We start from the raw sequence: 19,907 nt of genomic DNA on the forward strand, positions 1-19,907 counted from the left end.
GCGAGATCTCCCCGGGTATGACGCACCTGCCTTCCCGCTTATGCCTGTCGGATTTACGCCGCGCCGTCCGTGCAAGTACCGGGCTTTGGCAATTTGGGCTACCTCACCCCGACGCGTCGCCTCATATCCGCTTCCTGTTCGTCAGGCCAGCGTTTTGCCTCGGGCTTCCTCCGGACGTCCGGTCACCCGAAACGCCCTTGCCTCTGGCTAACCCTTCCCCTTGCCGGGTGGGTAGAGGAGTTGCACCTCCTAGCAGGTGCGCCCTGCCGGGCGCACACAAAAAAAACGGCATGCCGGAGCATGCCGTTTCGGAAATATACGTTGAAGGTGCCCGTCAGATCGTGGCGATGCCTTCGGGCCGCTTGGCACCGACGAAGTGCTTGGCCCAGTAGGCCTCATTGAGACTGTCGACGCGCACGGTCTTGCCTGCCGAAGGCGAATGGATGAACTGACCGTTGTCGATGTAGATGCCGACATGCGAGATGGCCTTGCCGCGGGTGCGGAAGAAGACCAGGTCGCCCGTCTTCATTTCGTTGCGCTTGACCTTCAGGCCGGCGAGGAACTGACTGGCCGAGTTGGTCGGGAGGTCGAGGCCGATGCTGTGCAGGAACACGTAGCGGACGAAGCCGCTGCAGTCGAAGCCGGTGGAGGGCTTGCGGCCACCGCGGTGGTAACGGATGTCACGGAGCTTCATGGCGAAGGCGAGAAGGGCCTCGCGAGCGTGGCCGTCGACGTGGCCGGCGAGCTTGGCGGTGGCGGCCGCGACGAGGCTGTCGCCGTCGTCGTCGCTGCTGGCGTCGTCGCTGCTTTCCTCGTCATCGGAGGCGACAGCCTGGGAAGCGTCGGCCTTGGGCGCGGTGATCGAAGCGATATCGGAGACGGTGGACTGGGCCAGGGCGGTGGCCGGAGCGAACACCGGCAGATCCGTGAGGAGAAGCGTTGCGGACTGATCAAGAGCCTGTGGAGCGGCGATCGTGTCGGCGATGGCGGGTGTTACGGCGGCGATACAGCAGGAGGCTAACGCGAGAGCGGTCAGTCGCTTTAAATGCATGAGCGAAAAGGCCTATTCATCGTGAGGTTAAGCCGCCGTGAAGGTGAGACGACCGTGAACGAGCGGTGAAGTTACCAAACCGCATTCGCCTAGTTGTTGGCATAAGGTTAAAAGAAGACATTCCTAGGAAAGATTCAGACTAGTCGCAAAAAAACGCGGCCTTCAGGGCTAAAATCTGAACAAGTATCGGCACTTGCCTTCACATACGTGAGGACTGACCGATCTCTGACGTATCTCCGATCGTCAGTCGCGACGATCAAACCTTGTAAGCCCTTGCGCCGAAGATGGCGGAGCCGATTCGCACTTCGGTACTGCCTTCGACGATCGCCAAGGCGAAGTCGCCACTCATGCCCATGGACAGGCGATCCACCGCATGGCCGGCTTCGCGCGCCCGGTCACGAAGGCGATACAGGCTACGAAAGCATGCCCTCACCCGCTGCTCGTCCTCGCTTGCCTCGGCGAGTGTCATCAGACCGCGCAGGCGTAACGAAGGGAAGGCTTTCAGTTGGTCGAGGAAGGGAAGCAACTCCTCGGCGGCGATACCCGATTTCGTTTCCTCGGATGAGGTCTTCACCTGCACGAGCACGTCGATCCCGCGGCCGCGCGCCTGCAACGCCTTGTCCAGCGCCATGGCCAGGTCGAGACGATCGAGCGACTGCACTTCGCTGGCGTAGGCCGCTATCACCTTCGCCTTGTTCGTCTGCAGGTGGCCGATGACCACCCATTCCAGGTGCTGGTCCGCGAGCGCTGTCGCCTTCGCCTGGATTTCCTGTGCCTTGTTCTCGCCAAAGCGGCTCAGGCCGAGGGCCACGGCCTCCCGCACGACGTCTTCGCCGAAGGTCTTGCTGACGGGAAGCAGGACGACCTCCGCCGGATCGCGACCGGCGTGATGGCAGGCGTCGGCCATCGACGCCTGCACGGCTGCGAGTCGAGCGGCGAGGGTCATGCCTTCGACGCTTCCTGGAAGTGGCGGGCCACGACATCGGCCACGACCATGCTCACGCGCTTGCCGGTGGGAATGTGCAGGAATTCGTTCGGGCCATGAGCGTTCGAGTGCGGGCCGAGCACACCCGTGATGAGGAACTGGGCCTGGGGGAATTTCTCGCCCAGCATGCCCATGAAGGGAATGCTGCCGCCCTCGCCCATATAGGCCGCTGGCGTACCGAAGTAATGCTCGGAGGCCTTCGCAACGGCTTCCTCGAGCCAGGGCGAAAGCGCCGGCGCGTTCCAGCCACTGCCGTCCTTCTCGAGATCGAACGTGACCTTTGCGCCGTACGGCGGATCCTTCTCGAGCAACTGCTTGAGGAACTTGCCCGCCTGTGCGCCGGAAAGCGTCGGCGGCACGCGCAGGCTGAGCTTCACCGACGTCTTCGGACGCAGCACGTTGCCCGCGCTGTCCAGGGCCGGCATACCGCCCACGCCGGTGACTGCCAGTTGCGGACGCCACGTGCGGTTGAGCACCAGTTCGGAAAGGTCTTCGGTGACGGGCTTCATGCCTTCGACGAAGGGAAACTTGTCGTAGACCGCCGTGCCGAGCACCTCGGCCGAGCGACGCGCCTGCTCCATCCGCTGCGGCGGAATGTCGACGTACAGTTCCTTCGGCACGATCTTGCCCGTCGCCGGGTCCTCCAGGCGACCGAGGATGTCGCGCAGGATGCGGAAACTCGACGGCACCACGCCCGAAGCGTCGCCCGAATGCACGCCCTCTTCCAGCACCTGCACGGTGAGGTTGCCGCCGGTCATGCCGCGCAGCGACGTCGTGAGCCACAACTGGTCGTAGTTGCCGCAGCCCGAGTCCAGGCAGACGACGAGCGCGGGATTGCCGATGCGGTCGGCCAGGTGATCAACGTAGTACGGCAGGTCGTAGCTGCCCGATTCCTCACATGCCTCGATCAGGATCACGCAACGGGCATGTGGCAGGCCCTGATCGCGGAGCGCCAGCAACGCGGCCAGCGAGCCGAAGATGGCGTAGCCGTCGTCCGCGCCGCCGCGGCCGTAAAGCTTGTCGCCCTTGATCACCGGCGTCCACGGACCAAGGTCTTCGGCCCAGCCTGTCATCTCCGGCTGCTTGTCAAGATGGCCGTAGAGGACGACGGTTTCGTCCGTGCCCTTTTCCTGCACGCCCTGCGCGGGCACGTCGATGTAGATCAGCGGCGTGCGCCCTTCCAGCCGCACCACCTCCAGCAGAGCGCCTTCGAGAGCCGGCAGCTTGGAACGCGCCCAGGACGCCATCAGCGCCACCGCCTGGTCCATATACCCGTGCTCGCGCCATTGAGCGTCGAACATCGGTGACTTGTTCGGAATGCGGATGTATTCCACGAGTTGCGGGACGATTTCCGCATCCCAGAGGCCGCTGACAAAGGACGAAATTCGGGAGGTATCCATGGCTGGCCACACTCGTTGGTCAAAGGCCGATTGTAACAGCGGTGACAGCGAGGCCCGGCGCGTGTCGGAAAACGCGGCCGTTGCGTTCCGGCAATGACGCACACGGTTTCCAGCGACGCGCCGGTTCGCGCGCCGTGCGGCGCATCCCAGAGTGCCCATGCGCCATCCGGCGCTCCACGAGGAGAACCACCTTGCATCGTTATCTCATCGCCCTTGCCAGCCTCCTGCTTGCGCCACTCGCGCTCGCCTCCACGCCCGTGAACATCAACACGGCCGACGCCGCCACGCTGGCCCAATCGCTTGACGGCGTCGGCATGGCCAAGGCCCAGGCCATCGTGGCGTGGCGCGAGGCGAACGGCGCCTTCGAATCCGCCGACCAGCTCACCCAGGTGAAAGGCATCGGTGCCTCTCTCGTCGACCGCAACCGCGAGGCCATTCAGTTGGACGCGGGCAAACCGGCCAGGAAGGTAAAAATTGCGCGCAAGTCCAAAGGAGGCGACGAGGACTGAGCTGAGCCTTGCCGCCGCGGGTGGGAGCGGGCTTCCCACCCGCGGCGAACGCGCTACACTCGCGCCCCATGCCGGGGCCACTTGCGCCCCCGCATGAAACAGGGACTTGATGAGCCAATGATCCTGCCGTGTTACCGCATCGCCGATTCCGCCATTCCCGGCGCCGGCAAGGGCTTGTTCGTCGACGAATTCGTGGCGGCCGGGCGCATTGTGACGGCGCCCGACCAGATCGACCGCACCCATCGCTGGGCCGAGGTAACGGCCTCGCCAGAACTCTCCGCCGACCTCCACGCCGCCGCCCGCTGGTTCGAGGACCGCTACACCGTCTCGCCTGAATGGCCGGACGAGTGCTACGTGAACCACAGCTTCGAACCCACCGGCCTCTGGCATCTGGGCTTCATCTTCGCCGCGAAAGACCTGCCGCAAGGCACTGAAATCACGGTGGATTATCGACACCTCCTTGCCCCCGGGCAGGAAGAAAGCTTCCATGACGCCGCAACTGGTGAGAAAATAACCGGCTTGTCCTGGCAGGAAAGCTTCGCGCAGAGCACTCGCGCCCTGGCACTCCTGTTGGACTGACACCTGGTCACTTCGATGGCAATAGCAGACATCCCCGTCCTGGAAACGCCGCGACTGCGGCTCACCGCGCTCACCGAACGCCACTTCGACGATTACGCGACCATGCTGGCGGACGCCGACAGCACGCGCTGGATCGGCGACGGCCAGCCGCTGGATCGCATGAACGCGTGGCGCTCGATGGCAATGTTGCTCGGCCATTGGGCCTTGCGCGGCTGCGGCATGTGGGCCATCGAGCTGAAGGACACGGGCGAGTTCATCGGCCGCGCTGGCCTGATGAAGCCCGAAGGCTGGCCCGACCTGGAGCTGGGCTGGATGCTGAAGCCGGAACATCGCCACCACGGCTACGCGACCGAAGCGGGTGAGACAGTCCTCGACTACGCCTGGAAGCAGATGCACGCGCAGCGCGTCATCAGCCTCGTGCGCATCGGCAACGAGGCCTCCGACCACGTCGCCGAACGCCTCGGCGGCGAGCACATCGACAACATCGACTTCCTCGGCGGCGCGACCCACCTGTTCGCGTACTACCCGCCGCACAGGGCTGTGCGCCGCGCTGGCTGAGCCTGTAGGAGCGCGCCCTGCGCGCGACAGGTTTTCGGCTCAGTCTCCAACCTTGCGCGCCAGCCCAGGGCCATGCCCCCAAAAGATGTCGCGCGCAGGGCGCGCTCCTACAACGCCGGTGCGAAGTCGGTGCGGCGGCGGCGATGCGGCCCCACCGCGATGATCCCCGCCAGTGCCAGCAGGCGCGCGGTGCGCATCCAGGCCACTACGGTCACACCCAGCTGCACGATGAGGATGCCCAGCGGAAGCCCACTGCCCGCACCCGTCGTATGGCCGCGCCAGGACGCGATCCCCACGAGCAGAACGCCGCCCACCAGGGTGATCGCGAGATAGACGAACAAGGTCGCGAACGGCCTGCGTACGAACTGCATGAAGCCCCGGCCCAGCGCAAGGAAAGCGGAACGCAGTCCGATATCGGCGATGAACTGCGCTCGCGCCGATTCCATGATGGCTTGCGCGATGACGAAGAACAGGAGCGCCACGGCCAAAGCGCCGTGCTGGTACCACTCGGCGTTCGACACCAGCAAGGTCGCATCGATCTTGTCGTCCGCGAACGACGAGGCGCCATAGGCCGCGGCGACGAACAACCCGTACGGAATAAGCGCGAGGATCGACAAGCGCAGCATGCGCCCGTATTCGGCCGCACCGCCCTGGAGCAATCCACCGAAGCCGAGCGCGCGATGGGCACGTCCACCCGCCACGATCATGCCGGCGAGGAACGGGGCAGTAAGCAACGTCAGCAGCATGCCCACGACGAAGGCCATGCCCGTCCAGCCGTGGTCGTTGCGCAGCGCCGCGAACACGTCGCCGAACATGAGTCCGTCGAAATTCGCGGCCCAGGCGTCCGCGTGCACCGAATGCCCCAGCAGGTCGTCGAGCACCCTCCACAACGGTAGAGCCACCGCCACCGTGGGCAGCAACGTGATGAAGATCCACAGCAGCATCAGCCGCCACTGCAGGCCCGACACGCTGGCGCCGCCGATGGCCGAGAAAGAGGAACGTCGTTGCTGGCCGTTCATAGCGTCCCCACGAGCGCGTAGATACCTTGCAGCAGGGCAGCGAAGTCCGCGCCCCAGCGATGCGATGCGGCGTGGTTCGCCTCCACCGTGCGACTGTCGTTGAGCTTGTCCGAGTCGAGGTAGATCTTCCGCTCGGGATCCAGTTCGGCGGACGCGGCCTTCACCGGCTTGATGAACTCGAATCGCGCCCAGCGGCGGTCGTCGTCCCAGCCTACGGTTTCCACGGAGCCGTCCATGAAGGACACCTTCAGCGTCTGCGGCACGGGCGAAGCATCGCGCCGTACCGTCACGATCGTCTTCCAGGGGAAGGGACCACTGCCCGGCGTGGCATCGGGATGGGCCTTCTTCCATGCATCCCGCTGCTTTTCCACAGCCTCGTCGTTGTCCTCGGAGGTCAGCTCCGCGCGACGGCCGTCCTTCGCGAGGTTGCCCGCCAGCGGCAGCACTTCCTCGCTGACGATGCCGCTCACGCTGTCGTCGATGCGCTCGGTGCCGTAAACGTATTGGTCGAACACCTGCGCCACCACCTCCGGCTTGCCCGAGACGGATGCAAGCGTGGCCTGCAGGTCGCCGATGCCTGGATGACGGAAATGCCAGGCAGCGTAGTACTGGCGGAAGGCTTTCTCGGTCACGTCCTTGCCAAGGCGCTCTTCCAGGTCGTGCATCGCCGTGGCGGTGCGCGAGTAAACCGTGCCGTAGTCGGCGCTCGACAAACGATCCCACGCGTTCTGGCCGAGTGGATCGGAGGGGTGACGCAGCGTTCCATCCATGCGTTCGAGCATGAATGCGTCGAGGGGCGGTTCGACGCCGAAAAACTGCCAGAACGGCTTGGTAAGGTAGATCTGCTGCCCGCGCTCGCGGAGCATGCGGTCGTCCCAGTACTCGTTCAGGCCTTCGTCGAGCATCGGCTCCTCGAATTCGTTCGAGGCGAGCAGGCCGTAGAAATAGCCGTGGCCGAACTCGTGGATCGTGACGAAATCGAGCAGGTACTCGTCCAGCGTCTTCGGCTTCACCTTGAGGAAGCTGTCGGCCGTGAAAAAGGTCGGATACTCCATGCCGCCCGCCTCCGACGCATTGAACGGAGGCACAACGGCGGTCAGGGTCTTGTACGGGTAGGGGCCCAGCGTGCCGGAGAAATAGGCGAGCGAGTCGATGGACGCCTTGAGCACCGGTTTCGCGCTGGCCTCGTATTCGGGCGGATAGACCACCCGCACCTTCACCTTCGGGCTTCCCGGCCCGGTGTACTCGCCGTCGAGCGTCTTGTACCCCGGTGCCGCCATCCATGCGAAGTCGTGCACGTCGCCCTGGATGAAGTGCCAGGTGAGGTCGTTGCCTTCGGGCGCGGGATCGCCCTGCTGCTCGCCAACGGCGGCGACCACGTAATCCTTCGGCGCCGTGACCCGGACGTCGTACTCGCCGAAGTCCGCGTAGAACTCACTGTTGAAATGGAACTCGTGCACGTTCCAGCGCGGTTCGGTGGCGCCGCGCTCGCCGGGCAGCTCGAGTACGCCGATCTTCGGGAACCATTGACCCACCATGTTGAACTTGCCGACGTAGCCGGTGCGAATGATGACCCGCGGCAACTGGCTGTGGAAGTTCATGTCCAGGGTGACGCTGCCGCCCGCAGATACCGGTTGCGCCAGGTCGACGCGGACCACGGTGTGATCCGTGTCGGGGCCTCCGTCGGGATGCACGTAGCGCCACTTGAGCGCCGCACCGTCCTGCTCGACATTGCCGAGATCGATATAGCCCCACTCGCCCTTCTTCACCGGCGCAATCCCGCGCGAGCCGCCATGCGCGGCCAGGAGGCGCCGCTCGGTGAAGAACGTGCTGCCCTCGCTCTCGAAAGCATTGAGGTAAAGGTGGAGGAACACCGACGACACCGGGCGACCGCTGCGGTTGCGCCAGGTCAGCTGCTGCTGGCCATCCACCGTATGCTTGTCCGGATCGAGCCGCGCCTGGATGCGGTAGGACACGACGCGGTCCGACAGCGTGGGTTCGGTTCCCGTGCGGGGGCCGCCCCATGCGTCGGGCGCGCTCGGTGTGCGCACGAAGCCCGCATGCGCTGAGGCGAAGGGGATCTCGGCGGGTGACACTAGCGCCCCGGGCGGAGCCGTGGACGCGGCCGTCGGCGCCGCTGGAGTGGACGTGTCCTGAGCCCATGCGCTGCCGGTAAAGAGCAACGCACAAGCCACGGTCAAACGAACGATTCTGGCTGCCTCGCGGCGCATCGGTTCCACCCTCCCCTAGAAGCGAACGAGATTGCGTCCCCCGGTGCCTGGCCGATATAGGCCAGAGGTCACGGTTCAACCCGCGAAGGCGCACTCGCGCATCCACTTGGTGAGGATCCATTTCTCGCCCGCGAGCACCGGAGCACCGCCGTGCAGCGACAAAGAATCGAGTGAACCGTCGGGGGCGGTGTACTCGAAGTACAAGCCCTGCCCGCGGCGCGGGACATAAGTGAAGTCGATGCGCGGAAAGATGGTTTCGCCACCGGCCTCGACGTCGTCGAGGTACATGATTAGCGTGGACACCCGCTGGCCGCCATGACGCAGGTGCGGCTCGCTGCCTGGGTCGCCGGGTGGGAAATAGTCGAAGTGCGGCACGTATTCCGCGCCCACGCCATAGCGCATGGCCTGCAGCCCTTCGCCATGTTCTTCGTCCATGCCCATGATGGCGGCGGTGCGCGCGTCGATGCGGGCTATGAGTTCGGTTTCACCCCTGCCGAAGTTGGCGCCCTCGCTCGTACGAATGTCCTGCACCACGCCGATGCCCGTGCCGGGATTGACCACCTGCGAGCGCGCGAGCCGCGTCCTTGCCAGCTCGCGGAGCATGAAGCACTCATCGGTATCGAGCACGCCGTCGAGCACGGCGATGATCGGGCGCGAAACGCGCACGAGTATGCGGATGTCGCGGCCTCCGGCGTGCAAGGTGTGCCCCTCCGCGAGCCTGCTGCTGAACGCTGCCGCTGCCGCCACCGGAGCCGGCGCCACGGGAGCGGTCGATCCGAACATCGCGTCGGCGATGGCGTCGCGGGCGGCGCGCTCGTCGAAGCGGTTCTCCGTCATGGTGGCGAGCAGTTCGGCCGGCGGATGGCCAGCGGCGAGGGCTTCACCGATCCACCGGTGCCAATCCGGGGTAACCTTCGTGTGCAGGCGAGTGTCCATCGCAGCCCATCCTAAGCCAGGCCAACGTCCGCGGGTACCCCATGTCCAGTCATGCCCAGCCACGCGAGCTTTTTCGACTTCGGCAGGCGCTTCAGCGCATGCTCCGCCTTCGACGCCGCCGAGCGATCGGCGAAAGCGCGCGAGCCGAGCAACCGCACGGGCGGGTTGGCACGGGTGTAGCGGGCGCCCTTCCCCGCCACGTGCGCGGCGTAGCGTGCCTCCAGGTTGTTGGTGATACCCGCATACCAGGCGCCGTTACGGCATTCGATGAGATAGACGCACCACATGGCGCGAAGCCTAACCGATGAAGTGCCGATGAATCAGAACTACAACCTTGCGACGAACCTGCCGCTGCGAACCGGGCCCGCATCGAAACTCAGCGAGGCACTTGCAGCGACGACGGTGAGCACTGAGGACCTGACATACCCGGATCCCTCGGGCCCGCTCGCGGCCAGGCAGTCCGTGGCGCGATGGCTGCAACGGGTTTGCGGACACGGACCGGTCGATCCCTCCCTGATCACGCTGACGAACGGAACGCGACACGCGCTGGCCCTGGCGCTTCTCGCCACGGAGCAGTGGGAACCCGCCGTTCTCGTCGAGGAACGGACCTACCAGGGTCTCCGTGCCATGGCTCAGGAAATGGGCGTCCGCTGCATCGACGTCGCGATGGACCAACACGGCATGCGCCCCGATGCGCTGGCGCGGTCGAAGAAATTTGGCGCCGCCACAGCGGTATACGTGCAGCCGACCCTGCATAACCCCACCACGGCCACCATGCCGTTCTCTCGACGCATGGAGATCGCGGCGGTGGCCGAGGCGTTGAACCTGCTCATCATCGAGGGTGACGTGTACTCGCCCCTGGCATGGCATGGACAACCGCCCTTGCCTCCCTTTTCGGCCATCGCCCCGCACCGTACCGTGCACGCCGGCGGTATCGGCAAGATCCTCGGACCGGGACTCCGGATGGGCTGGCTTGTCCATCCCGATGCCAAACTGCACGGGCTGGTGGCTGGCACCATCGAGAGGCAGCTGGACGGGTTGCCTTCACTTTGGTCTTCCGTGGTCGGGCGCATGATGGACGATGGCACGGTGGATACCTTGCTCGACCGCCTCGCGAACGCGATGAAGGAACGTGCAGCCATCGCACGGAAAGTCATCGGGCCTGACCTGGTCACTTCGGGCGCAAGCCTGCACGCATGGCTGCCTTGCGCCGCGACGACAACATTGGAAAGGCGCCTGCTCGCCAGAGGAGTCAGAGTGGCTTCGTCAAAGCGCTTCGTGGGTTCGAGGCGGCATGCGGACGGTATCCGCCTTGCCCTGGGTGCCGAAGAAAATATCGAACGCCTCGAGGAGGCCCTCCGCATCGTGGCGGAGGAACGCTGAGAGTCAGCCCTTTTTTGCGGCCGTCAGCTTCTCGAGTGCCTTGCCCACTGCCGCGAAAGCGAACGCGCCGGTCACGTGCGTGGCCGCGCCCAGGCCACCGCCGCAATCGAGCTTCAGCGCATCCGCGCCCGGCGGGCGGACGCCGCAGACGCTGCCGTCGGCCTGCGGATATTGGACATTCTGCAGCGAATACACCGCGGAGACGCCAAAAAAACGGTCCGGATTGCGCGGGAAGCCGTACTCCTGGCGAAGCTTCTTGCGGATCATGCTGAGCATCGCGTCGTGCTCCGTGCGCGACAGGTCGCGCACGCGAACCTGGGTGGGGTCCGTGCGCCCGCCCGCGGCACCGACCGTGACCAGGGGCAGCTTGTGGCGGCGGCACCACACGATCGTTTCCAGTTTCACCTTCAGGGCATCGCAGGCGTCGATGACGACGTCGTAGTTCCGACCCAGAAGATCGTCCAGGGTCGAAGGTGTGAGAAAGCGCTCGATCGCCTCGAGGCGGATCGTGGGGCTGACGGCGTGCATGCGTTCAGCCATGACGCCGACCTTCGGCTTGCCGTATTGACCGTCCAGCGCATGCAACTGGCGATTGGTATTCGACAGGCAGACGTCGTCACCGTCGATAAGGGTAAGCCGGCCGATACCGCTCCGGGCCAGCGCCTCGGCTGCCCACGAACCCACGCCGCCTACCCCGATGACGCAGACGTGCGCATGCGCCAGCCGATCGAGGCTGCCACGGCCGTACAGGCGTTCTATGCCGGCGAAACGTTCGGCCTGGGCCGTGCTCACGGAAAACTCGCTGGAAACAGGTCCGTTCATTGTCTCATATCGAAAAATCGTGGCCCTGGGCTATGCTGACGCCCTCGTGATGTGATGGATCCCCGATGCGCCCGCTGCTTCTCGTCATTCTCGGCCTCGTCGTGGGCGCGATGGGAGCCACTTTCGCCCTCTCGGCCCTGCGCCAGGGAACGCCGTTCCATCGCGGCGTGATGGCCGTGATGCAGCATCACATGGGCGCGCTCCGCGCCGAAGTGCGGGCGAAGCAGTGCGATGCCAAGGCCTCCGCGGGCCACCTCGCGCGCATGCTCCAGACGGCCGGTGACCTGCGCGAGGCCTTCCCCGACATGGACGCGCCTTTCTACGAGGCGGCCGGCCGGCTGGGCAAGGCCCTGGACGGCGCGGCGGCGGCGGCCCCCGCAACCTGCGAGGCGCTTGTCAGGGCGGTCGCCCCCGTTGGCGAGGCCTGCCAGGCCTGCCATCGCCAGTATCGATGAACGTGGCGGACCCTGACACGCCGCCCATGTCCATGCCCGCGGATAAGCAGCCTCGCCCCCGGCACTTCATCCACATGCAGCTGTGGCTTCTGCTGCGGGCGATGGCGCGGTTCGAAACCACCATGTTCCTGCGCACGCGGTATTCGCAGCCAAAAATGGTAGCGATCGGCGTGGTAGGCAGTTTCTGCCTCGCGGTGTACTACCCCGTCTGGGCCTACCTGTTCCCGCAACCCTACGAAAACCTGCCCATGCGGCTGGTGTGCAGCGCCACCTTCATTCCGCTGGCCCTGCTGCCGTGGTGGCCGCGCCGCCTGCGCACGCACCTGCCCACCTACTGGTACTTCGCGATGACGGTGGCCATGCCGTTCTTCGTGGGCTACATGACGTTACGCAACGCCACGCCGGCCTGGCTGATGACCCACCTTGCCTGCGTGATGCTACTGATGATGCTGTTCGACATCGCCAGCTTCGTCGTGGTGTTCAGCATCGGCAGCGGGCTTGCCACGCTTGTATTCGTGCTCTCGCCGGAGGCGCACCTGCAAACGCGGACGATGCTCGAGTACCTCCCGCTCCTGCTGTTCGGCATGGTCGGGGGCGCCACCTGCACGGTGTCCTCGAATATGGCGGAGCAATCGCGCATCGACGCATTGACCGCGGCATCGAACAACATCGCGCACGAGTTGCGAACGCCCCTGGGCTCCCTTCGCATCGCCGCGCGCGCCGTCGCGCGCTTCATGCCGGACCTGATACGGAGCCACCGGCTGGCCGAAGGCGAGGGCCTGGCCGTGCCCGAGGTACGCGCGCAGAACCTGCATGCGCTGGAGCGCAGCATCGGCGTGATGGAGCGCGAGGTCACCTACGCCAACACGATCATCGACATGCTGCTGCTCTCGGCGCGGCCTATCGGCGAGGTGCCCCTGTCACCGCTCGCCGCGCGCGAATGCGTGGAGCAGGCGCTGCGCCGGTTTCCCTATGGTTCACGTGCCGAGCGTGAACGTATCACGTTGTCGCCTACGGGCGATTTCCCCCTCCTTGGGGAAGAGGCCCTTGTAGTGCATATACTGTTCAACTTGCTGCGTAACGCGCTGTTCCACACCGACCGGGCGGGAAAGGGTGAAATCCAGGTGTTCATCGAACCCGGCGACCAGGCCAACCGCATCCGCATCCACGACACCGGCCCGGGCATCCCGCCGGACGTGGTGCCGCGGATATTCAACCGCTTCTACTCATACGGCAGCGACAGCGCGGGGACCGGCACCGTGACCGGGCTGGGAATAGGACTCGCTTTTTGTCGCGCCGCGATGGAGCATATGGGCGGAGGCATCGCATGCCGTACCAATCTGGGCGAATTCACTGAGTTCACCCTCACCTTCCCGCATCCGGAGACCGGGGACCGGCAGTGATGACGCTGAACTCGCAGGGCGATATCCAGCCCTTCCATTTCCCGACCACGACGGTACTCGTCGACGACCACGAGGAGTATCTCGAGGTCGTGCCGCTGCTGCTCGACCCGATGATGCGCGTGCGCACCTTCAGTTCGCCGCGCAGTGCACTGGCCACCCTCGGCAACAATGGCAGCCGCCCTGTTCCCGGCGGCGGCTGGCTTTACCGTTGGAAGGATCGCCCCTCCGAGACACAGGAGCTGGTGGCGCTCGATATCGATTCCATCCACCGGGTGGTGTACGACCCTGAGCGCTTCGCCGAAATCTCAGTCGTCGTGGTCGACCAGGCCATGCCGGAGATGGATGGCATCACCTTTTGTAAGCGCTTACCGAATCCACACATCGGCAAGATCCTCCTCACTGGCCGCGCCGACGACGCCACGGCGATCGACGCCTTCAATTCCGGCGTGATCGATCGCTTCATCCGCAAGAACGATCCCGCCGCGATCGAGAAGCTCCAGACGGCCATCACCGAGCTCCAGCACCGTTACTTCGAGCGTGCCAGCGCGTTCGTCGCCGAAACCCTGGCCCTGGGTAATTTCCGTTTCCTGCGCGATCCCGCCTTCCGCGAGGTGCTGCAGGCGGTCACGGCCACCTTCCAGCCGGTGGAGTGTTACGTCCACTGCAATCCCACCGGCCTGCTGCTGGTCGACGCCTGGGGCATCGGCCGCTTCCTACTCGTCCAGACCGACGAAGACCTCCGCACGCACTATGAAATTGCGGCAGATCTGGGCGCGCCGCCGGCCGTGCTCGAGGCGCTGAGGAGAGGTACGGCACTCCCCTGGTTCAATTCGCGCGACGGCTTCTACCACAAGGGCGTAGCCGATCCCGAGTCGCAACTCCATGTGGCTACCGCGGTCTCCGGCGAGCAGTGGTACTACTACGCGCTTATCGACGATGTGCAGCGTTTCCGCCTGCAGCACGTGAAGTCCTACCGTACCTGGCTGCGCGAGCAGGACCTCAGCCTTGCTGCCGACAGCAGGTCACGGTTCATCTGAACGCCCTTAAACCTTCTTGATTCTCAAGCGAGCGAACCACCCCACACCGGATACTCCGGTGAGTGAGGTTCGCGTTGCCTGGAAAACATCCCGTTCGGACGACGTGGTCCGGGCAACGTCTCTCTGTTAATGGCTCGAGGGGCGGGGGCTCCTGTGGGGGCTCCCGGCATCACCCTCCCTCCCGATTAAGCGCCTGCCAGGGCGAGGCCGGCGCGCGCGCCGTCACGGCTGGCGGTGGCGTTCATTCGTCCGTCCCTTGACCAGAGAGAGATGATCCATGGAAAACGTTTCCGTCCTGCACCCGATCGCCAAGGCACCGGCACTCCCGGATTTCGTCATGCGTAGGGTCGATCGATTTCACAACGAACGGGTGGCCGTCGATTGGGGCGGACGTCACATTTTGCGCGGACGGCGGCCGGATAGCGGCGATCTCATGCTGCAGAGCAACGACTACCTCGCCATCGCCGGCCATCCGGCCATCGTGGAAGCGCAGCGCGAAGCCCTGGCCGAAGGCGGGCTGGGGATGATGATGTCCGCCCTGTTCCAGCAGGACGAGTGCCAGCCCCTGCACCGGGTCGAGGCCGAGTTGGCCCGGGCCGTCGGCAGTGAGGACGGCATCCTTGCCCAGTCAGGCTTCGCCGCCAACGTGGGCCTGATCCAGTCCATCGCGGGGGAACGCGTGCCGGTCTACATCGACATGCTCGCGCACGCATCGCTGTGGGAAGGCATCCGAAGCGCGGGCGCGAAGGCGGTGGCGGTCCTGCACAACGACATGGCCCACCTGGAACGGCAGGTGCTGCGCAACGGTCCCGGCGTCATCGTCGTCGATGCCGTGTACAGCACCAACGGCAGCCTCGCCCCACTCATGGACATCGCCGACATCGCCGAGGCCCATGGCTGCGTGCTGGTGGTCGACGAATCCCATTCGCTGGGCACGCACGGGCAGCGCGGCGAAGGCCTCGTCGCTAGCCTGGGTCTGAACGATCGCGTGCATTTCGTCACCGCCAGCCTGGCGAAGGCGTATTGCTCGCGCGCCGGCTTCATCGCCTGCACCACGCGGTTCAAGGATTATTTCGGCTGCGAGGCCCTGCCGGCGATCTTCAGTTCCTCGCTACTACCCCACGAGCTGGCCGGCCTCTCGGCGTCGCACCGGGTCATCCAGACGGAGGGCTGGCGGCGTCAGCGGCTGCGTGCGGTCACGCACCGCGTGCGTGGCGAGCTCACCGCCCTGGGCTATCCCATCGGCGACGGCACCGAGCAGATCGTGGCGTTCGAAGCCGGCCAGGAAATCCGCACCGGCCGCGTGCGCGACATCATGGAGCGGTACGGCGTATTCGGTTCCGTCTTCAGCGCCCCCGCGACCACGGTGAACCGCTCGCTCCTGCGCCTCACCCTGAACGCCGGGATGAGCGATACCGACGTGGAACGGCTGCTCGAGGTGTGCCGGGCGGCGCGCGACGAGATGGACCTGGACGTATGGAGTGCCTCGCGCCGGGTACAACGCGATGCAGGCCGGGCGGCGGTTTCGGCCGAGGTTGCCTGACGGAGGACACGGGCGCGCTCACACGCATCAATACCCGGGAAGCGGGATCCGCTCGTACTCGTCACCGGGCACCAGCGGAAACCGTCCTGCCGCCCAGTCTGCCTTCGCCGTTTCGATCAGCTCCGGCGAACTGGCCACGAAATTCCACCACAAGTGCCGCTCGCCATCGAGCGGCGCCCCACCGAACAGCATCACCAGCGACGGCTCTTTCGCCTCGAGCACCGGCGGCGGCCCGTCGTGCGCCACCCCCATGTCGAGCGCGGCGAGCTCCAGCTCGTCGAGGCGGACGGCACCCTGTACGACGTAGGCGCCCCACTCCGCATGCTCCTGCGGCATCGTAAGCCTCGCGCCAGCCTCGAGGCGGGCCTCAACGAAGAACATCGGGGCGAAGACGCGCACGGGAGAGGCTGCACCGAACGCATTCCCGGCAATCACCACCATCCGGACACCGTCGCGTTCGACCGTGGGCAGTTCGGCGGCGGGATGGTGATGGAACTCCGGTTCCACCTTCTCGTGCGAGGTCGGCAGGGCGACCCAGACCTGGATACCATGCAGGCTCGCATGGTCATGACGCGCTTCCGGCGGCGTCCGTTCGGAGTGCACGATGCCGCGGCCGGCGGTCATCCAGTTGACGTCGCCAGGGTGGATGTCCACGGCACTGCCCAGGCTGTCGCGGTGACGAATCACGCCATCGAACAACCAGGTGACCGTCGCGAGGCCAATATGCGGATGCGGACGGACGTCGAGCCCGGAGTCGTCATCGAAGGCCGTGGGGCCCATCTGATCGAAGAACACGAAGGGGCCGACATGGCGCGCCTTCAGGTGCGGCAGCATGCGCCGAATGACGAAACCGCCGCCGAGATCGCGCTGCTCGCCGTCTATGGGAATGGTGGTCATGGCCGGACTCCGTGGGATGCGGAAATCCTAGCAAAGGCGGACCGGGCCGGATGGCACGAAGCTATCGCGCGATAACGCCCATTCCATGCAGCGGGGCGTATGCCAAAACTCCTCCGGCGCACACGGCGCCGAAGGAGCAGAAGTCATGCAAGGACGGGCGGCGCAAGCCTACCCGACCAAATCACTTCGGATTGACGTTGTCCGCCTGCGGGCCCTTCTGGCCCTGGGTCACGGTGTATTCCACCTTCTGACCTTCCTGCAACGACTTGAAACCGTTGCCTTGGATCGAACGGAAATGCACGAATACGTCCGGGCCGCCTTCATCCTGAGTGATGAAGCCGAAACCCTTGGCGTCGTTGAACCACTTCACAGTACCTGTTGCCATCACACACACCTCTATCCAACACACGAAAACCCGGCTCGCGAGCCGGCGACTTACTGGGCATGCTGGACCGGGTGAGGCGATGGAGCGCAAGAACTGCTCGCTAACATCGGGCCACTCTCGTGACCGCGCAGACTCAGTACTGAGGATCATAACCACATTTTCCCAAACATCTGTAGGGGAATGCCTACAGAGGGCGATTTTTTTGACGCCGATCACGTCAAAAACGTGAAGGAAATGCGATGACCTGATTTTTTTTGCCGATATTGCCCAACGAAAATCACTCTCACCTAATTGCGTCAGTGAGAACGTAACTCGAGGGGCATAAAAAGAGCCGGGCGTTGCCGTCCGGCTCGTTCGCAAAGCTGGTCAACCCGGCCGATCAGGCCTTGTTGACTTCCTCAGCCTGCAGACCCTTCTGGCCATTGACGACCTTGAAGGAGACCTTCTCGCCTTCAGCGAGGGACTTGAAGCCGTTGCCCTGGATGGCGCGGAAGTGTACGAACACGTCCGGGCCGTTCTCACGGGAAATGAAGCCGAAGCCCTTGGCATCGTTGAACCACTTTACGGTGCCGATCTCACGATCCGACATAGAAACACTCCAATACGATTTACGAATGAAACCAGCGACTTGACATAAGTCGCTGCATTACTGGTGTGCAAGGAAACGCGAGGAGCGAAGCGATGTTGCGGATCCGTGATCAGCTGCATCGGGTCAACGTAACTCTATGACCCCGGCAAACACAGTGCGCGGACTATACCTGTACCCGTGGAAAATAGCGATGGGACTCACTGACATCGATTTCACCCCTTTGGGGCACACTGCTTGCCGGGCGTCGCATCGATGCTGCGACTTTGACTACCATTCGTCCACGCTCGCCAAGGGGACCCGACGACCATGAACCGCACCGTGACCCGCCTCATCCCTCTGCTCGCTGGCGCGCTCGCGCTCGCCGCCTGCTCCGACCACAAGACCAAACCGGAGACCACCAGCGGCCGTACCGCCACGGCAACCACGACCACGACGACCAGCGCCCCGGCCAAGCGGTCCTCGACGGGCACCTCGACGCCGCCCCCCCGCTCTAGCAACAGAAAGGAAGCGGCGCTGCCTGAGAATACCGGCATCGCGGCTTGCGACGAGTACCTGGCCAGCTACAAGAGTTGCCATCTTGCCGCCGGCGTCTACGCCCGGGACCAGATCGACAACCGCTACGAACTCATGCGAACGAGCCTGCTGCGGCAGTCACAGGATCCGGACATGCGCGGCCAGCTCGGCGCCCGCTGCACGTCCCTTGCGAACCAGTTGAAGGAAGCCCTGCACGGGAAATCCTGCGCGGACGTGCCGGCACCCGCCTCCACGCGCTGATCAGGCGGTCACCGCCTTTCCCAAGAGCCTGGCCAGTTCACGCGGCTGGCTGCGCTCTATCGCGATGCGCGGCGTGCCATGCCAGCCCGCGCATTCGCCGATCGCGCCGGCGAGATCCTCGACGAGGGCCGGCGTGACGGCGACTCCATCCTCCAACCAGATGCCCAGTACCTGGAACAGGCCGGCCTGGCGCTGCGCCTTTGCATCCAGCCGGCCCACCAGCCTGCCGCGGTGCAGGACGGGCAGCACGTAGTAGCCGTATTTCCGCTTCGCCGCCGGCGTGTAGCACTCGATCGTGTACTCGAAACCGAACAGGTCCAGCGCTCGCGCGCGATCCCATACCACCGGATCGAAGGGCGACAGCAGCGTGGTCCGCGTGGCTCGCAGACTGTTCCGCGCCGCCTCGTCGAGCAAGGCCGCGTGCTCATGGTGCACGTAGGCAGGGTCGCCCCAATCGTCCACCGCGACCGTCACAAGAAGGCCGCCGGTCACCAGCGGTTCGAGTTCGGCATCGCTCACGCTCGGGCGTAAACGGAAGTAATCGGCGACCCAGCGTGCCTTCGCGATGCCGAGGGCGCGAACGCTTTCCAGGATGAAATGCCGCCGGATCGCAGCCTCGTCCAACGCACCGGCGGACGGCGGGTCGGACCAGCGTTCCGTGACCCGCTCGGCGAGGTCGTACACTCGCTGGAAGCGTTCACGCCGTGCCACCATCAAGCGGCCCAGCGCGAACCATGCCTCCAGCCAGCGCTTTTCGGGTTTCCATCCCCACCATCCCTTCGTTCCAGGGCTGTCCCGTTCGAAATCGGCCGCACGCAATGGGCCTTCACTGCGAATGCGCTCGAGCAGAGCGTCCATGTCGGACCGTGCTTCCGTGTGCGTCCGTTCGGCCATCTTGTGCGCCCAATGCCACGCCCTGCCCGCGCGGTAATCGCGATGGTAGCGATACTGTTCGACCGGCACGAAGCATGCCTCGTGCGCCCAGCACTCCGCGACGACGCCTTCGGCCAACGCCTCGTCGAGCCACTCGTTCCGATACCCGCCCAGCCGCGAGAACAGGGTCATGTACGGACTACGCGCGACAACATGGATGCTATCGATCTGCAGCATGCCCATGCGGGCGATCGCCGCCGCCACGTCGGATTTGCGTGCCTTGCGTGTCGACCGCCTGAGCAACCCCTGCGCGGCCAGGTGCAGTAGTTGGGCGGATCGCGGCGAAAGACGAAGCACGTCGCCTGTAGAGGGTGCGTCGGATACGCGTGACGGCACGGTGGAGGCCTTTCCGCAATTGGGTCGCCATTAAATCGCTCCTTGCTAGCGTCGGCAACGATCAACCACGTGACGAAAGGAG

21 protein-coding genes are annotated in these 19,907 nt (G+C 65.0%); 9 read left to right on the forward strand and 12 right to left on the reverse strand.

Annotation, left to right across the window (positions count from 1 at the left end):
- Window positions 1–334: 334 nt before the first annotated feature.
- The 3 genes from VGM71_RS08550 to VGM71_RS08560 all read right to left on the reverse strand — a co-directional run bounded on the left by VGM71_RS08550 (window position 335) and on the right by VGM71_RS08560 (window position 3,436).
- Window positions 335–916: a C40 family peptidase gene (locus VGM71_RS08550; protein WP_331544011.1), complete on the reverse strand. Its 582-nt coding sequence runs from the start codon at window positions 914–916 to the stop codon at window positions 335–337.
- Between the two features lie 391 nt (window positions 917–1,307).
- The gene (locus VGM71_RS08555) at window positions 1,308–1,997 is read right to left on the reverse strand and encodes a YggS family pyridoxal phosphate-dependent enzyme (protein ID WP_331544013.1); all 690 of its coding nucleotides are present in this window, start codon (window positions 1,995–1,997) and stop codon (window positions 1,308–1,310) included.
- The gene (locus VGM71_RS08560; RefSeq protein WP_331544015.1) at window positions 1,994–3,436 is read right to left on the reverse strand and encodes a M20 family metallopeptidase; all 1,443 of its coding nucleotides are present in this window, start codon (window positions 3,434–3,436) and stop codon (window positions 1,994–1,996) included. The genes VGM71_RS08555 and VGM71_RS08560 overlap by 4 nt, the downstream gene beginning before the upstream one ends.
- A gap of 191 nt (window positions 3,437–3,627) precedes the next feature.
- Between VGM71_RS08560 and VGM71_RS08565 the strand changes: the two genes are divergently transcribed.
- From VGM71_RS08565 to VGM71_RS08575, 3 genes are all read left to right on the forward strand, one after another.
- Window positions 3,628–3,945 carry a ComEA family DNA-binding protein gene (locus tag VGM71_RS08565; protein WP_331544017.1) on the forward strand — a complete coding sequence of 106 codons (318 nt, stop codon included), beginning with the start codon at window positions 3,628–3,630 and terminating at the stop codon, window positions 3,943–3,945.
- A 117-nt stretch (window positions 3,946–4,062) separates the two neighbouring features.
- On the forward strand, window positions 4,063–4,524 hold the full coding sequence (locus tag VGM71_RS08570; protein WP_331544019.1) for an SET domain-containing protein: 462 nt from the start codon (window positions 4,063–4,065) through the stop codon (window positions 4,522–4,524).
- 21 nt (window positions 4,525–4,545) lie between these two features.
- Complete coding sequence (locus tag VGM71_RS08575) at window positions 4,546–5,082, forward strand: GNAT family N-acetyltransferase (protein ID WP_331544081.1); 537 nt, start codon at window positions 4,546–4,548, stop codon at window positions 5,080–5,082.
- A 107-nt stretch (window positions 5,083–5,189) separates the two neighbouring features.
- Here the strand turns inward: VGM71_RS08575 and VGM71_RS08580 are convergent, their stop codons facing one another.
- The 4 genes from VGM71_RS08580 to VGM71_RS08595 all read right to left on the reverse strand — a co-directional run bounded on the left by VGM71_RS08580 (window position 5,190) and on the right by VGM71_RS08595 (window position 9,555).
- Entirely contained in the window at window positions 5,190–6,101 is a 912-nt protein-coding gene (locus VGM71_RS08580; RefSeq protein WP_331544021.1) for a hypothetical protein, read from the reverse strand.
- Complete coding sequence (locus VGM71_RS08585; protein ID WP_331544023.1) at window positions 6,098–8,152, reverse strand: M1 family metallopeptidase; 2,055 nt, start codon at window positions 8,150–8,152, stop codon at window positions 6,098–6,100. Before VGM71_RS08585 ends, VGM71_RS08580 begins: the two co-directional genes overlap by 4 nt.
- A 255-nt stretch (window positions 8,153–8,407) precedes the next feature.
- A complete protein-coding gene (locus tag VGM71_RS08590; protein WP_331544025.1) occupies window positions 8,408–9,268 on the reverse strand; it encodes a 2OG-Fe(II) oxygenase in 861 nt (286 codons plus the stop codon).
- 11 nt (window positions 9,269–9,279) lie between these two features.
- Complete coding sequence (locus VGM71_RS08595) at window positions 9,280–9,555, reverse strand: GIY-YIG nuclease family protein (protein WP_331544028.1); 276 nt, start codon at window positions 9,553–9,555, stop codon at window positions 9,280–9,282.
- A 28-nt stretch (window positions 9,556–9,583) separates the two neighbouring features.
- Between VGM71_RS08595 and VGM71_RS08600 the strand changes: the two genes are divergently transcribed.
- Entirely contained in the window at window positions 9,584–10,651 is a 1,068-nt protein-coding gene (locus VGM71_RS08600) for a PLP-dependent aminotransferase family protein (RefSeq protein ID WP_331544030.1), read from the forward strand.
- Between the two features lie 3 nt (window positions 10,652–10,654).
- Here the strand turns inward: VGM71_RS08600 and VGM71_RS08605 are convergent, their stop codons facing one another.
- The gene (locus VGM71_RS08605; protein ID WP_331544033.1) at window positions 10,655–11,473 is read right to left on the reverse strand and encodes a tRNA threonylcarbamoyladenosine dehydratase; all 819 of its coding nucleotides are present in this window, start codon (window positions 11,471–11,473) and stop codon (window positions 10,655–10,657) included.
- A 65-nt stretch (window positions 11,474–11,538) separates the two neighbouring features.
- On the opposite strand from VGM71_RS08605, the gene VGM71_RS08610 reads away from it, so the two are divergent.
- The 4 genes from VGM71_RS08610 to cqsA all read left to right on the forward strand — a co-directional run bounded on the left by VGM71_RS08610 (window position 11,539) and on the right by cqsA (window position 15,911).
- On the forward strand, window positions 11,539–11,928 hold the full coding sequence (locus VGM71_RS08610) for a cytochrome C (RefSeq protein WP_331544036.1): 390 nt from the start codon (window positions 11,539–11,541) through the stop codon (window positions 11,926–11,928).
- 74 nt (window positions 11,929–12,002) lie between these two features.
- Window positions 12,003–13,331 carry a HAMP domain-containing sensor histidine kinase gene (locus VGM71_RS08615; protein ID WP_331544038.1) on the forward strand — a complete coding sequence of 443 codons (1,329 nt, stop codon included), beginning with the start codon at window positions 12,003–12,005 and terminating at the stop codon, window positions 13,329–13,331.
- Window positions 13,331–14,368, forward strand: a complete 1,038-nt coding sequence (locus tag VGM71_RS08620; protein WP_331544040.1) for a response regulator — start codon at window positions 13,331–13,333, stop codon at window positions 14,366–14,368. Before VGM71_RS08615 ends, VGM71_RS08620 begins: the two co-directional genes overlap by 1 nt.
- Window positions 14,369–14,645: 277 nt before the next feature.
- Window positions 14,646–15,911 (forward strand): alpha-hydroxyketone-type quorum-sensing autoinducer synthase, encoded by a 1,266-nt coding sequence (cqsA, locus tag VGM71_RS08625; protein WP_331544042.1) that lies wholly within the window; start codon window positions 14,646–14,648, stop codon window positions 15,909–15,911.
- 27 nt (window positions 15,912–15,938) lie between these two features.
- On the opposite strand, the gene VGM71_RS08630 is transcribed toward cqsA, so the two are convergent.
- From VGM71_RS08630 to VGM71_RS08640, 3 genes are all read right to left on the reverse strand, one after another.
- Window positions 15,939–16,808, reverse strand: a complete 870-nt coding sequence (locus VGM71_RS08630) for a pirin family protein (protein WP_331544044.1) — start codon at window positions 16,806–16,808, stop codon at window positions 15,939–15,941.
- A gap of 181 nt (window positions 16,809–16,989) precedes the next feature.
- Window positions 16,990–17,193: a transcription antiterminator/RNA stability regulator CspE gene (gene cspE, locus VGM71_RS08635; RefSeq protein ID WP_046967384.1), complete on the reverse strand. Its 204-nt coding sequence runs from the start codon at window positions 17,191–17,193 to the stop codon at window positions 16,990–16,992.
- A gap of 379 nt (window positions 17,194–17,572) precedes the next feature.
- Window positions 17,573–17,782, reverse strand: a complete 210-nt coding sequence (locus tag VGM71_RS08640; RefSeq protein WP_046967385.1) for a cold-shock protein — start codon at window positions 17,780–17,782, stop codon at window positions 17,573–17,575.
- Between the two features lie 306 nt (window positions 17,783–18,088).
- Here VGM71_RS08640 and VGM71_RS08645 point away from each other — a divergent pair, with 306 nt between their 5' ends.
- Complete coding sequence (locus VGM71_RS08645; protein WP_331544055.1) at window positions 18,089–18,556, forward strand: hypothetical protein; 468 nt, start codon at window positions 18,089–18,091, stop codon at window positions 18,554–18,556.
- Here VGM71_RS08645 and VGM71_RS08650 read toward each other — a convergent pair whose 3' ends face one another.
- Entirely contained in the window at window positions 18,557–19,825 is a 1,269-nt protein-coding gene (locus VGM71_RS08650; protein ID WP_331544057.1) for a winged helix-turn-helix domain-containing protein, read from the reverse strand.
- Window positions 19,826–19,907 lie beyond the last annotated feature (82 nt).

This window comes from Luteibacter sp. (assembly GCF_036499525.1).
Lineage (GTDB): Bacteria > Pseudomonadota > Gammaproteobacteria > Xanthomonadales > Rhodanobacteraceae > Luteibacter.

Excerpts from the sequence above, each read along its gene's own strand:
- VGM71_RS08555 (WP_331544013.1), bottom strand. The coding sequence starts at position 1,997 with ATGACCCTCGCCGCTCGACTCGCAGCCGTGCAGGCGTCGATGGCCGAC.
- VGM71_RS08570 (WP_331544019.1), top strand. The coding sequence starts at position 4,063 with ATGATCCTGCCGTGTTACCGCATCGCCGATTCCGCCATTCCCGGCGCC.
- VGM71_RS08580 (WP_331544021.1), bottom strand. The coding sequence starts at position 6,101 with ATGAACGGCCAGCAACGACGTTCCTCTTTCTCGGCCATCGGCGGCGCC.
- VGM71_RS08610 (WP_331544036.1), top strand. The coding sequence starts at position 11,539 with ATGCGCCCGCTGCTTCTCGTCATTCTCGGCCTCGTCGTGGGCGCGATG.
- VGM71_RS08615 (WP_331544038.1), top strand. The coding sequence starts at position 12,003 with ATGCAGCTGTGGCTTCTGCTGCGGGCGATGGCGCGGTTCGAAACCACC.
- VGM71_RS08590 (WP_331544025.1), bottom strand. The coding sequence starts at position 9,268 with ATGGACACTCGCCTGCACACGAAGGTTACCCCGGATTGGCACCGGTGG.
- VGM71_RS08630 (WP_331544044.1), bottom strand. The coding sequence starts at position 16,808 with ATGACCACCATTCCCATAGACGGCGAGCAGCGCGATCTCGGCGGCGGT.
- VGM71_RS08600 (WP_331544030.1), top strand. The coding sequence starts at position 9,584 with ATGAATCAGAACTACAACCTTGCGACGAACCTGCCGCTGCGAACCGGG.
- VGM71_RS08640 (WP_046967385.1), bottom strand. The coding sequence starts at position 17,782 with ATGTCGGATCGTGAGATCGGCACCGTAAAGTGGTTCAACGATGCCAAG.
- VGM71_RS08605 (WP_331544033.1), bottom strand. The coding sequence starts at position 11,473 with ATGAACGGACCTGTTTCCAGCGAGTTTTCCGTGAGCACGGCCCAGGCC.
- VGM71_RS08560 (WP_331544015.1), bottom strand. The coding sequence starts at position 3,436 with ATGGATACCTCCCGAATTTCGTCCTTTGTCAGCGGCCTCTGGGATGCG.
- cqsA (WP_331544042.1), top strand. The coding sequence starts at position 14,646 with ATGGAAAACGTTTCCGTCCTGCACCCGATCGCCAAGGCACCGGCACTC.
- VGM71_RS08620 (WP_331544040.1), top strand. The coding sequence starts at position 13,331 with ATGACGCTGAACTCGCAGGGCGATATCCAGCCCTTCCATTTCCCGACC.
- VGM71_RS08595 (WP_331544028.1), bottom strand. The coding sequence starts at position 9,555 with ATGTGGTGCGTCTATCTCATCGAATGCCGTAACGGCGCCTGGTATGCG.
- cspE (WP_046967384.1), bottom strand. The coding sequence starts at position 17,193 with ATGGCAACAGGTACTGTGAAGTGGTTCAACGACGCCAAGGGTTTCGGC.
- VGM71_RS08645 (WP_331544055.1), top strand. The coding sequence starts at position 18,089 with ATGAACCGCACCGTGACCCGCCTCATCCCTCTGCTCGCTGGCGCGCTC.